Origin of the sequence: Moraxella atlantae NBRC 14588, from assembly GCF_001591265.1 — a bacterium.
Classification (GTDB): Bacteria; Pseudomonadota; Gammaproteobacteria; order Pseudomonadales; family Moraxellaceae; genus Faucicola; species Faucicola atlantae.
The window spans coordinates 1-3,235 of record NZ_BCUL01000048.1 but is presented as its reverse complement, the minus strand read 5'-3'; the positions used below and the strand labels follow the sequence as shown (position 1 = coordinate 3,235).

Genomic DNA, 3,235 nt, shown 5'->3' with positions numbered 1-3,235 from the left:
TTAAAACAAGAAAACAGCGTTTCAATCTGCCAACGCTTGGCATAAGTTGCCATCGCATCATCATCGTCAAAATCATTGGTCGCCACAATCACATAATCGTTGTCGCTATCAAGCTTGGCGGATACCTTAACAGAGCAGTCATCGACCATTAAAGTTCGGTCATGATGATACGTTTGCTGTTGGCTTAGGTTGTGAAACAGGGTGTGTATTTGTACGCTTTGCCCTTGCGTGTTAGTCACCTTGCTGTCTTTTTTGATGCGTATAGCAAATTTTAAATTCTGTGTGGTAAACCAGTTAAACCACGCTTTGCCGACAAACTCTCTATCAGCGAGTATTTTTACGATTTTGTCTTTGCCAAAGTTGTGAATGAATTTTTCAATCAATTCGGTTCGCTCTAATGTACTTGAGTTGCCCCGTTTATCTAGCATTGTCCAGTATAGGGGAATGGCAATGCCGTGATGTACGGCGGCTAGCATAAAGATGTTGATGTTGCTTTTGCCCCATTTCTAGTTTGTTCTATCAATGGTAAGGGTAACTTTATCTAGCCCAAATAGGTTGTAAATAAGGCTGGCTATTTGGTGTTCGTCAAGTTCGGTGTCTGCTAAAAACCGTTGTATGCGTCGGTAGTTGCTGTCGGTTTGTGTTGTATTGGGAAAGTGCCTTGCTATCTTTTTTAGGTTGCTACTTTGGGCGGTTATCAAACCTATTATCATTTGGCTGATGCAGTTGATTTTTGCCCTGTGTAGTGTTAGGTTTTGGGCTAATATAGTTTCTAGTCTGATAAGATTTGGCATGGTTTAATTCGTTGAAAAAATTACTATTATGCCTTGTTTTATCAGACTTTTTTATTTTTTTGTCGTGTGCAGAGAGAGTTTGCCAAGATGATTAATTTGTTCGATGAGTGGGTCGTTATTTAGCATCCAACTCGGTGGTACGATCTGTAAGTAAGCAAGTTCTTTTTCTGGCATCTGTGCCAGTATTTTAGGCAAGTCAATATTTAAGACTTGCGATAGTTTGATTTCTTCTTGGGGTTCCTTGGTCATGGTTATCTCAAGATTTGATGGTTTTGCGATTTTAACGTTCGGTAAGGCTACTATAAGGTACTATGGCTTAACAAAAAAGGATAGAAAATGGTTATTTTCTATCCTTTAACAAACTATGCGATTAAGCGGTTAATTTAACTGGGTATATTTCGATAAATCCACTTTCAGTGGTTGTCCTTTACTAGCTTGGATAACCACTGGCGTAAAATAGTACTTTCCACTTTCTGGATTATCTTGAGTTAAGAGGCCATGCCAGTTATTACCCCATCCCACCATACTGCCGTCAGATTTCAGTGCTATGGCTCCTCTATCATGACTCGTAACAGTAACTACATTGGATAAAACACCCATACCATTTTCACTGGTTACCAGTGTCGGCGTCGCTGTTTCATTACCCAGTGGATGGTTTGGACCGTCACCAAGTTCACCTGTTGCGCCAAATCCCCAGGCATAGACATTACCTGATTGGGTGACGGCATAGGAACTACTGAAATTTATGCCAATATCTTTGATATTGGCTAATGGCGTACCTTTTATATTGACTTGAGTGACATAGCCAAGAAATTGTGATGATATAGGAATAGATGCATCACCTAACTGTTCGCCACTCTCCCCCCAAGCATACACTTGACCTTTATCAGTTAAGGCTAAGACGTGTTTTGAACCTGCCACTACTTTAGTTACGCCAGTTAGTGGATTGCCATTTTTGTCTTTGACTAGATTTACTGTGTAACTTGACGCATTAGGATCAATCTTCCAAGAATACACCTGTCCTTTGCTATCAACAGCATAAGCAAAGTTCATGTTACCTTCACCGACGCCCACCGAACCCAAGGCAATCGCTTTAATGTCACTCAGTGGCACACCGTTATTCATTACTGGTTGAGGATATTTTGGATTTGAAAATCCAAAAACGACGACTTTACCTTCATCGGTAAGACCAAGTGCACCGCCATCAGCTTGATTGGTCGCAATTTTAACAATATTGGACACAGGGGCATTGCCTGTTGCATCTAATACCAATTCTGGATAATAAATATTGGGTTTTTTTGAAACCGTGTATTGATTAACGCCTCTACCCCACGCATATACTTGTCCTTTACCATTTAGCGCAAAAGCAGTCGCATAACCATGAGCTACTTGATAGATATCTGATAGTACGTTCCCGTCCGCTGTGACAACATAATCAGGATATTGTAAATAATCAACACTACTTGCATTTTTGGTGGCGATTTGACTACCAAAATCGCTACCCCAAGTCATTATTTTGCCTTCAGCTGTAACAATACGATTGGCAATATTTCCACCTGCTGAGGTCATTGCTAACGGTGTATTCGTTGGTACACCAATGACAGTGACTTTACTAGTCAGATTATCTGCGCTAGTAACAGTGAAGGTTGATTCACCTAATCGATGAACTTTGATAGCAGAACAATCGGCTGCCACGGTAATACGTTGATTATCATCACTGGTACATGATTTGACAGCGACAGATTTATTATCTTGGTCGACAGCATTAACCTTAACACTTTCACCTTGTTCCCAAGTGAAATTTACACTGTGGTTTGCTAAGCTTGCTCTAATTGATTTGGTTGTTGAAGGATTAGTCGGTGTGGTAGGATTTGTAGGCGTAGGAGTCGTCGGCGTTGTTGGTGTATTAGGTTGAGTTGGTGAGGGATTAGAGGAACCGCCACCGCCACAAGCAGTGAGTAAACCAGTAATTGAAACAACCAATAAGGTTTGATTAAATTTTTGCATAGTTAACTTCCATACCAAACTGCAGCTGAGATAGACAATTACGTAATTAAACGTCTTAAATAAAAGATAAACGGTATTATCATAACATATGTAAAGTAATTATGTTGAGTTTTACTGATTATTTTTTCTCTGCACACGACAGAAATACTAAACTAAATTTGGCAAATGCTTACCAGATAAAAAACGAAGCAACTGTTTGAATATGCCATAATCATTATTCATAATAAACCGTCTAAACCCATCAATCAAGCAATCAAGCCCAATAGCGAAAATACTTGCCTGAGGGCGACCATTGGCTTTAGGACGACGTTTATAATGATTGGGTTTTTCGCTTAATACTGCCAACCCTGCTTGATATGCCCAACAAAAAGCTAAAGCAGTAATCGCAACAAGTTTACTCACCCTATCTTGTATTGTTAAATGCGTGTCTTCAA

3 protein-coding genes and 1 pseudogene are annotated in these 3,235 nt (G+C 39.8%); all 4 read right to left on the bottom strand.

Annotation, left to right across the window (positions count from 1 at the left end; all coding sequences use genetic code 11):
- Positions 1 to 476 (bottom strand): transposase (locus tag MA2_RS11020; RefSeq protein ID WP_156470954.1); only part of this gene is annotated, 476 nt, incomplete at its 3' end.
- A 369-nt stretch (positions 477 to 845) separates the two neighbouring features.
- A complete protein-coding gene (locus MA2_RS10510; RefSeq protein ID WP_067059612.1) occupies positions 846 to 1,043 on the bottom strand; it encodes a hypothetical protein in 198 nt (65 codons plus the stop codon).
- Positions 1,044 to 1,172: 129 nt separating this feature from the next.
- Positions 1,173 to 2,801 (bottom strand): RCC1 domain-containing protein, encoded by a 1,629-nt coding sequence (locus tag MA2_RS10505; RefSeq protein WP_067059610.1) that lies wholly within the window; start codon positions 2,799 to 2,801, stop codon positions 1,173 to 1,175.
- A 147-nt stretch (positions 2,802 to 2,948) separates the two neighbouring features.
- A pseudogene (locus MA2_RS11275) lies at positions 2,949 to 3,235 on the bottom strand (hypothetical protein); the annotation flags it as partial.